An 8,785-nucleotide genomic window follows, 5' to 3' on the forward strand; every position below is an offset into this window, starting at 1 on the left:
GTGGTGGCTACGCGGAGAGCCGCGGGTAGTCGGTGTATCCGACCGCGCTGTCGCCGTAGAAGGTCGCCGGGTTCGGCTCGTTCTCGGGGTGCTCGCCGAGCCAGCGCTCGACGAGGTCGGGGTTGGCGATCGCGAGGCGACCGACGGCGACGGCGTCGGCGTTGCCCTCCTTGACGAGGTTGACGGCTTCCTCGCGGGTCGTGACACGGCTGAAGCCGCTGTTCGCGATGAAGGCGCCGCCGAAGCGTGCGCGCAGGTCCTGCACGAGCTCGCCCTCGGGGTCGCTGTGGAGCACGCTCAGGTAGGCGAGGCCGAGGGGTGCGAGGCCGTCGGCGACGGCGTCGTAGGTCGCGCGCACGTCGGCGTCGTCGGTCTCGACGACGTCCTGGATGTTGTGGGCGGGCGAGAGGCGCAGGCCCACGCGGCCGGCCCCGATCGCTTCCGCGACGGCCGCGGTGACCTCGACCACGAAGCGAGCGCGCGCCTCGGGGGAGCCGCCGTACTCGTCGGTGCGCTGGTTGGATACGGGGGACAGGAACTCGTGGAGCAGGTACCCGTTGGCGCCGTGGATCTCGACGCCGTCGAGGCCCGCCTCGATGGCGCGGCGGGCCGCATCCACGAACTCCTCGCGAACATCGGCGAGCTCGGCCGTCGTGAGGGCGTGGGGGACCGGGTACGGCTGCTTGCCGTTGGGGGTGCGCACCTCGCCGTCGATCGCGATGGCGCTGGGGGCGACGATGCGGGACGTGCCCGTGATGTCGGGGTGCGAGACGCGTCCGCCGTTCATGATCTGCATGACGATGCGGCCACCCTTGGCGTGCACGGCCTCGGCGACTCGGCGCCAGCCTTCGGTCTGCTCGGGGGTGACGATGCCCGGCTGGCCGGGGTAGGAGCGAGACTCGGCGCTCGGGTACGTGCCCTCGGTGATGATGAGGCCCAGGCTGGCGCGCTGCGCGTAGTGCTCCGCCACAAGCTCACCCGGTACACCCTCCGCGCTCGCACGTGTGCGAGTCAGCGGCGCCATGACGACGCGGTTGGCGAGCTGGATGTCGCCGAGGGTCAAAGGAGAGAAGAGGTCCACTGATAGTGCCTTTCGGATCGGGGTCTGAGCGCTGGTGCGTTGCCCCCAGATCGAACAGCACGGTTGCTCGCCGCATTCCACGTCGGTGTGTTGCCGGGCGGTGAGCATTCGGTCTCTTCACCTGCGGATGGTCAGGATTCAGGACCCCAGGGGTTCAGATCCACAGCGCTACAGGTCGAGGATGCCGTCGCGCAGTGAGCGAAGCGCGTGCTGGACGGCGCCCACGGAGACCACGCCGGCTCCGAGCTCGGAGCGGACGAGCTCTGGCACCGGCAGGTGCAGGAGCGCCGGCAGCTCCTCGCGGGCCGCCGCGATGAGGCCGTCGGCTCCGGGTGCGACGCCGCCGGCGATGATGACCCGTTCGGGATCGAACAGGCTGGCCACGAGTCCGACGATGCGCGCGAGGACGCCGCCGACTTCGGCGACGATGCGGAGGGCATCGATGTCGCCCTCGTTCGCCGCCTCGAGGACGAGCTTGCCGTTGATCTCGTGGGGTGGGACGCCGAGCAGGGCGCTGTTCGGCGCCACTGCGTTCTGCTCGACGGCTGTCCGCGCGAGGCGTGCGGCGCGAAGCCCCAATCCGTCGACACCCTCCGCTCCAGCGACGAGGTCGAGGCCGAGCATCTCACCGACCCCGCCGTGCGCGCCGCGCAGCAGGCGTCCGTCGACGACGATGCCAGCGCCGAACCGCTCGCCGCTGAGGAACGTGACGAAGTCGCTGCAGTCGACGCCTCCTCCCACGCTGCCCTCGGCGACGGCCGCGAGCAGGGCGTCGTTCTCGACGCGGATGATCGGGACCTGGTCCTCGAAGACGGTGGCGAAGTCGGGGTTGGTGCGCTGCCAGAACCCCTCGACGTGCGCGGGGGAGGTGCCGCGGGCGTCCACGGGCGCCGGGACACCGACACACAGGGCGGCCACCTGATCGATGGTGTGCCTGGTCGTAGACAGCTGGTCGGTGACGACCTTCCGGAGGAGCGCTCGCCGGGTCTCAGGGGAGTCAGCGCCCGGGTCGACCTCGACCTGGCCGGAGCTGATGGTGATGCCGCGGAAGTTCGACACAGTCGTGGTCAGGTGCTCGCGTCCCGCGTCGACGCCGACCACGATGCCAGCGTCGGCCGTGAACTCGAACCGCCTAGCCGGGCGCCCCTTCTGGTAGCTGCCGTCCTCGCGGGCATTCGGCAGCTCGGTGACGAGGCCGTAGCCGGCGAGCTCGTCGAGCAGGTCGATGATCGTCGACCGAGTGAGGCCGATGCTCAAGGCCTCGGTTGCCGTGAACGCTCCTGAATCCCATGCGTACTCGAGCAGCAGCTGCAGGTTCGCGCGCTTGAGGGGCGCTGGGGTGGCGGGGAGTCTGAACACGGTGTTGACCTTTCGCTGGCCGTCGGCTTACATTACCTCGAGTAGTAAATTTAGACACAAAATTTAGTGTTCGTTTCAATGTCTGGCCTCCCCGAATCTCCCTAGGGCTGCCAGCTCAGCCCAAGGGACAATGACGTGCCATCACCATCGAAACGCTTCCGGCCCCGCACCCTGCTCCGCGCCCTCGTGGCCGCGCTTGTGCTCGTGCTCGCCGGCTCCGGCCTCGTGGCCTGCAGCAGCACCGGCCCGACCGAGGTGCGCTTCTTCCTCAGCAAGCCAGAGGCCATCCCGTACTTCCGCGAGCTCATCCAGGACTACAACTCCTCGCAGAGTGAGGTTCGCGTCGTGCTCGACACCTCCTCGAACCTGCAGGCCGGCTTCCTCCGGGGCAACCCGCCGGACCTCGGACTCCTCAACTACAACATGGAGATGGCTCGGTTCATGGAGCGCGGCGCGCTCTCCGACCTCTCCGACCTGCCGGAGGCCGAACGCATCCTGCCGGAGATCCAGGACCTCGTCGACCAGTACGCGAGCTACCCGGGACGCACGAGCGTGCTGCCCTACTCGGTGATGGCCGCATCCGTCATCTACAACAAGGACATCTTCGAGGAGCAGGGGTTCGAGGTGCCGACGACCTACAGCGAGCTCATCGAGGTCTGCGAGCAGCTCAAGGAGGCGGGCATCGACCCCTTCTACGCGACTTTCAAGGACCCGTGGACCGTGAGCCAGGGCTGGTTCGACTACACCGTGGGTGGCTCCATCGACGTCGCTGGCTTCTACGACGAGCTCAACGAGCTCGGTACCGACGTCGGCCCGGACTCACCCGTCTCGTTCGAGTCGACCATGACCGACTCCGTCACCCGCATGACCGAGCTCGCGAGCGAGTACACGAACGCGGACGCCGGCAGCCGGGGCTATGGCGACGGCAACGTGGCCTTCGCGGAAGGCAAGGCCGGCATGTACCTGCAGGGCCCGTGGGCGCTCGGCGAGATCGCCAAGACGAACCCGGATGCGAACCTCGGTATGTTCCCGCTGCCCATGACCGAGAACGCCGACGACCGCGAGGTGCGCGTCAACATCGACCTCGCCGCCTGGATCCCCGAAGCCTCGAAGCACAAGGAGGAGGCGCGCGAGTTCCTGCAGTACCTCTTCCAGCCGGACATCATCAACGCCTACAACGCCGCACAGCTCGGCTTCGGCACCACGGTCGACGCCGACCCGGTCACCGACCCGCGGCTCGTCGAGCTCCAGCCGTACTACGAGAGTGCCGCCTTCTACCAAGGCCCGTCAAAGGCGATCCCGCTGACGATCCCCACCGAGAACTACATGCAGGGACTCGTCACCGGGGGAGCGAGCGTCGAATCGACGCTCAGCACACTCGACGCCGACTGGGCCCGCCTCGCGCTGCGCCAATAGATCCGCTCATGGAAACGGGCAGCACCACTCGATCACGAACCGGAATGGAGACAACAGTGTCGACCACCACCGAGGCGATCCGCACCGACGAAGCCCAGCGGGCAGGCAAGAAGCTCAGGCCACGCAGCACACGTCGAGTCGACCGGGTCTTCTACCTCTTCCTCGTCCCGACGCTCGTGCTGTTCACGATCGCCATCACGATCCCCGCCGTCATCGGCATCTTCTTCAGCTTCACGAACTCCATCGGCTTCGGCGAGTGGAACTTCGTCGGCGTCACCAACTACATCGCCATGTTCGGCGACCCCGCCATCTGGCAGAGCTACGGCTTCACGATGGGCTTCGCGGCCGTCACCGTGATCCTCGTCAACGTGCTCGCATTCCTCCTGGCGGTGGGGCTCGTGGCGCGCATCCGTCTCAAGGCCCCGCTGCGCACCGTGTTCGTGATCCCCATGGTCATCTCGGGAATCGTCATCGCGTTCGTGTTCAACTTCCTGTTCTCCAACGCGGTGCCGGCCCTCGGGCAGAGCCTCAACATCCCGTGGCTCTCGGAGAGTATCCTCGCGAACCCCAACCTCGCCTGGATCGGGATCGTCATCGTCACGGCCTGGCAGGCGATTCCCGGCACGCTGCTCATCTACATCGCGGGCCTCCTCGCGGTGCCCGGGGACGTGTACGAGGCCGCCGAGCTGGACGGTGCGACGAAGCTGCAGCAAATGATGCAGATCACGCTGCCGCTCGTCGCGGGCTACGTCGTCATCAACGTCATCCTCGGGTTCAAGAACTTCCTCAACGCCTACGACATCATCGTCGGCCTCACCGACGGCGGCCCGGGCACGTCGACTCGAAGCATCGCAATGACTATCTTCACCGGCTTCAGCGGTGGCGACTACGCCTACCAGATGGCTAACGCGACGTTCTTCTTCGTGATCGTCGTCGTCATCTCCCTTCTCCAGCTCCGCCTCACCCAGGGAAAGAACCAACTCTGATGGCCCTTCAGCAACCCATCGTCGGCCGCGCCAGCTTGGCCCCGGCGAACAAGAACTTCGGCGGGCGGAACCGATGGTCGACGACGATCATCCTGCTTCTGTGCGCCGTGACCGTGCTCATCCCGCTCTACGTGACCGTGGTGACCGCCTTCAAGACGACGTCGCAGGCCGTGAGCGGCAACGTCTTCGCGCTGCCGGCGCCGTTCAGCGTCGACGGCTTCGTCGAGGCCTGGAACCTCACGAACTTCCCGCAGGCGTTCGGCGTCTCCGTGTTCATCACGGCGGGCACGGTAGCCGGTGTGATCCTGCTCGCGGCGCTCGCCTCGTACGCCATCACGCGCAACTGGAACCACCGCTTCTTCCGCGGGTCGTTCTACTACCTGCTCGCGGCGATGTTCCTGCCGTTCCCTGCTGTCGCGCTGCCGCAGATCCAGATGAGCGGGCTCTTCGGCCTCGACAACCCGGTTGGCGTCATCATCCTGCACATCATGTTCCAGCTGAGCTTCTCGATTCTGCTCTTCACTGCGTTCCTGCGGTCGATCCCTGGTGAGCTCGAGGAAAGCGCGCGCATCGACGGGGCCAGCACCTGGCAGACGTTCTGGCGGGTCATCTTCCCGCTGCTCGCCCCGATGAGCGCCACGGTCGGCATCTTCGCCTTCCTCGCGTCCTGGAACGACTTCATGATGCCGTCGCTCATCATCTCCGACCCGGCGATGCAGACGCTGCCCGTCGTGCAGAAGATCTTCCAGACCCAGTTCAGCAACAACTACAACGTCTCCTTCGCCTCCTACCTCATGGCCATGGCGCCCGCCCTGATCGCCTACCTGTTCACGCAGCGGTGGGTCATGGAGGGCGTCACGCAGGGCGCGGTCAAGGGCTGAACGCATCCCCGGCCGGCGCCTCCTCCCAAGCAACGCCTCTCTCATCCCCAGACCACCAACAACCCCAAGGAATGCTTCCACTATGAGTTCGACCCTCACGGCAGAGACCGACCGCCTCACCCGCTCCCACCGGCCCGACGCCGACTGGTGGCGTCAGGCCGCCGTCTACCAGATCTACCCGCGCAGCTTCGCGGACGCGAACGGCGATGGACTGGGCGACCTGCCCGGCATCACCGGGAAGGTGCCGTACCTGCAGAGGCTCGGCATCGATGCCGTCTGGCTCAGCCCCTTCTACCCTTCGGAGCTCGCCGACGGCGGGTACGACGTCGCCGACTACCGGAACGTGGACGCGCGTCTGGGCACGCTGGACGACTTCGACGTCATGGTGTCGGCCCTGCACGGCGCCGGGATCCGCGTGATCGTGGACATCGTGCCCAACCACTCGTCGGATCAGCACGCGTGGTTCCAGGCTGCCCTCGCGGCGGGGCCGGGGTCGCCGGAGCGCGACCGCTACATCTTCCGTGACGGGAAGGGGCCGGATGGAGCCGAGGCGCCGACCGACTGGGAGTCGGTATTCGGCGGACCGGCCTGGCACCGGGTCGAGGACGGCCAGTGGTACTTCCACAACTTCGCGGTCGAGCAGCCCGATTTCAACTGGGCGAACCCGGAGGTGCGCGAGGACTTCCTGCACACGCTGCGCTTCTGGTCGGATCGTGGCGTCGACGGCTTCCGCATCGACGTCGCCCATATGCTGACGAAGGACCTCAGCGGAGAGCTGCCGACGAAGGCTCAGCTCGACGCGCTGCCCTTCGACGGACACCACCCGATCATCGACCGTGACGACGTGCACGAGGTGTACGCCGAGTGGCGCAAGGTGTTCGATTCGTATGACCCGCCGCGCACCGCGGTCGCGGAGGCGTGGGTTGAGCGTGACCGCCGGCCGCGCTATGCGAGCCCGGAGGGGCTCGGGCAGGCGTTCAACTTCGACCTCCTCGAGGCCGACTTCGAGGCGGCGCAGTTCTCGAGCATCGTCGCTGACAATCTCGAGCTGGCAGAGCGTTCCGGTTCGTCGACCACCTGGGTGCTGTCGAACCATGACGTGGTGCGGCACGCGACCCGGTATGGCCTCCCGCATGTGGAGCGGAACGAGAAGGGGCACCCGCTCGTGAAGCACGGCGCGGAGTGGCTGCTCTCTGGTGGTGCGCGTCCGACGCTTGACGCTGAGGGCGGCCTGCGGCGTGCTCGCGCGGCGACGCTGTTCACGCTCGGGCTGCCGGGTTCGGCGTACCTCTATCAGGGTGAGGAGCTCGGTCTTCACGAGGTCGCCGGGATCCCGGACGTTGACCGCCAGGATCCGACGTTCTTCCGCAACCCGGGGGTGGACATCGGTCGCGATGGCTGCCGTGTTCCCCTGCCCTGGGTGGCCGAGGGCCGGTCGTTCGGTTTCGGGGAAGCGGATGCGCACCTCCCTCAGCCCGCATGGTTCGGTGCGTCGGCCGTCGAAGTGCAGGATGGTGATGCGGGCTCTGTGCTCGCGCTGTACCGCCGCGCGCTTGCGCTTCGCCACGAGCTGCAGAGCGGTGAGCACCTCGAGTGGCTGTCGAGCGCGCGCGCGGATGTGCTTCGTTTCTCTCGCCCGAACGGGTGGGAGGTCGTCACGAACTTCGGCGCAGAACCCTTCGAGCTGGGTTCCGATGCCGAGGTTCTGCTGCGCAGCGACCTCGGGGATGGCGCGACGCTGGCGGGGGAGACGACCGCCTGGGTGCGCCGCCGCGGGTAGCCAGCCCAGACTGCCACAGCGGTGCGCCCCCTCTCGACCAGGGAGTGGGGCGCATCTCAGCGCAGTGCATCGTCGGGTCAGAACGGTGGTGTCATCGGCAGGTGTCCGGGCCTCGACGATGGGTCGTCGGATTGTCGCGGTCCTGGTTCGCGGTCCGGGTCCTTGCGAAGTCGTGGGAGCTCATCCGTCGGTCTGAAGAGTTGGTCGCTTGGTCTGAAGATCACGCCGTGTGGTTCGGGCCGGCTGATGTAGATCTTCCCGCTTGGTGTGGTCCATTCGAGGACGCCACCGCCGAGTTGTCGCACTTTCCAGGCGGTGTGGTGTTTGACGATGTGGTGGTTCTTGCAGAAGTCGCTGAGGTTCCAGACCGCGGTCTTGCCGCCGTGCTGGTAGTCCGCGGTGTGGTCGAGCTCGCACCTCACGGCGGGTTGTCGGCAGCCGATGAAGCGGCAGTGGATGTCGCGGGCCTGGAGGAAGGCGCGCATCGCCGCGGTCGGCTTGTACGAGTCGACGGCCTGCACGGCCCCGGTGATGGGGTGCGTGAGCACCCGGAGGAAGGCTGGTGCGGTCGCGGCGAGGCGTTTCGCGTCCTCGATCGGCATGGGTGTCATCCCGTCGAGCAGCGCGGGCGCCCGGCCCGGTTGGTCGCTGGCGGGGTCGCTGTCGGCGAGTACCGTCGTGATCGGGATCGAGAGCTGCACGTTGGCCTGGATGCCGGCGGCGGCGGAGTTGCCCATCGGATCGCTGGTGAGGAGCATGTCGGCGACGACGTCGGACATGACCTCGTTCAGACTCCGCTCGTCCAGGGCGTCGGGTGCGTCGGGCTCCCCGGTAGCCTCGGCGCTCGCGCGGGCATCGTCGACAACGGGTCCGAACGCGCTGCCAGTTCCGGGCGCGGCCGTGTTTGCTGCACCTGAGGCACCGTCGGCTGTAGCCTTCGGCCGCGCCTTGATGATCGCGAGCGCCTGCTTCCGCACCCGGTCGCGGATCGCGTGCGCGACGAACGTGTCCGTCGTGACCCGAATGATGCTCATCCCGTCTCCAAGATCTTCCACCGTCGCTCGGCGCTGCCGCCTCGCCCGCGCGTGCCGCGCATCGATGGACTCGCCAGTCAGCTCCTCCGCGACCCGCTCCGCCGCCTTCCGCAACGCCTGCGGCGGCAACGGCTCCCGCCGAACCCGCTCGAGCATCACCTCCACGAACAGCGCCCGCCGCTCCGCCTGCTCGACCGGATCCTCGTGGTTGACCTTGAGGCCTACCTCGACCAGCTTGTGCACCTGCG

At 67.5% G+C, this 8,785-nt stretch carries 7 protein-coding genes; 4 read left to right on the forward strand and 3 right to left on the reverse strand.

Annotated elements, in window-relative coordinates:
• Window positions 1-7: 7 nt before the first annotated feature.
• Both ABVF28_RS13920 and ABVF28_RS13925 read right to left on the reverse strand, forming a co-directional pair.
• Window positions 8-1,081 carry an alkene reductase gene (locus tag ABVF28_RS13920; RefSeq protein WP_179556415.1) on the reverse strand — a complete coding sequence of 358 codons (1,074 nt, stop codon included), beginning with the start codon at window positions 1,079-1,081 and terminating at the stop codon, window positions 8-10.
• Window positions 1,082-1,249: 168 nt separating this feature from the next.
• Window positions 1,250-2,440, reverse strand: coding sequence for an ROK family protein (locus ABVF28_RS13925; protein WP_371030930.1), 1,191 nt, complete (start codon window positions 2,438-2,440; stop codon window positions 1,250-1,252).
• A 135-nt stretch (window positions 2,441-2,575) separates the two neighbouring features.
• Here ABVF28_RS13925 and ABVF28_RS13930 point away from each other — a divergent pair, with 135 nt between their 5' ends.
• The 4 genes from ABVF28_RS13930 (at window position 2,576) to ABVF28_RS13945 (ending at window position 7,503) form a co-directional block, all read left to right on the forward strand.
• Window positions 2,576-3,856, forward strand: a complete 1,281-nt coding sequence (locus tag ABVF28_RS13930; protein WP_371030931.1) for an ABC transporter substrate-binding protein — start codon at window positions 2,576-2,578, stop codon at window positions 3,854-3,856.
• A 56-nt stretch (window positions 3,857-3,912) separates the two neighbouring features.
• Window positions 3,913-4,842, forward strand: a complete 930-nt coding sequence (locus ABVF28_RS13935) for a carbohydrate ABC transporter permease (RefSeq protein ID WP_371030932.1) — start codon at window positions 3,913-3,915, stop codon at window positions 4,840-4,842.
• The gene (locus ABVF28_RS13940; RefSeq protein WP_179556418.1) at window positions 4,842-5,723 is read left to right on the forward strand and encodes a carbohydrate ABC transporter permease; all 882 of its coding nucleotides are present in this window, start codon (window positions 4,842-4,844) and stop codon (window positions 5,721-5,723) included. Before ABVF28_RS13935 ends, ABVF28_RS13940 begins: the two co-directional genes overlap by 1 nt.
• Window positions 5,724-5,805: 82 nt before the next feature.
• On the forward strand, window positions 5,806-7,503 hold the full coding sequence (locus ABVF28_RS13945) for an alpha-amylase family glycosyl hydrolase (protein ID WP_271985951.1): 1,698 nt from the start codon (window positions 5,806-5,808) through the stop codon (window positions 7,501-7,503).
• 77 nt (window positions 7,504-7,580) lie between these two features.
• Here the strand turns inward: ABVF28_RS13945 and ABVF28_RS13950 are convergent.
• Window positions 7,581-8,785 (reverse strand): HNH endonuclease signature motif containing protein (locus ABVF28_RS13950; protein ID WP_371030933.1); only part of this gene is annotated, 1,205 nt, incomplete at its 5' end.

This window comes from Pseudoclavibacter sp. JSM 162008 (genome assembly GCF_041366455.1).
In the GTDB taxonomy this organism is placed as follows: Bacteria; Actinomycetota; Actinomycetes; order Actinomycetales; family Microbacteriaceae; genus Pseudoclavibacter.